1 tRNA gene is annotated in these 282 nt (G+C 40.8%); it reads left to right on the top strand.

Features of this window, described 5'->3' with window-relative positions:
* The first annotated feature begins 21 nt into the window (after window positions 1–21).
* Window positions 22–97: transfer RNA gene (locus tag CXF86_RS20135), tRNA-Ala, on the top strand.
* Window positions 98–282: the final 185 nt, after the last annotated feature.

Here is a 282-nt window from a genome sequence, read left to right on the forward strand (position 1 = left end):
TTTGTTTGACTGCATGTAAATGGGGCTATAGCTCAGCTGGGAGAGCGCCTGCCTTGCACGCAGGAGGTCTGCGGTTCGATCCCGCATAGCTCCACCATTTACTTGATTGTTAAGAACTTAGGTTCGATAGCTATCTTGTAAATACACCATTTACTTTGCTAGTCGGTTAGAAAATTATTCTAATTGACTGAGTAAACTTACTTTACCAGTAGAAAGTAAGGCATGCATTGGATAGAGATGCCAAAGATAAACGAAAATTTATCTTTGGCTTTTTTAAGCCCG

It is taken from the genome of Shewanella sp. GutCb (genome assembly GCF_002836135.1).
Lineage (GTDB): Bacteria > Pseudomonadota > Gammaproteobacteria > Enterobacterales > Shewanellaceae > Shewanella.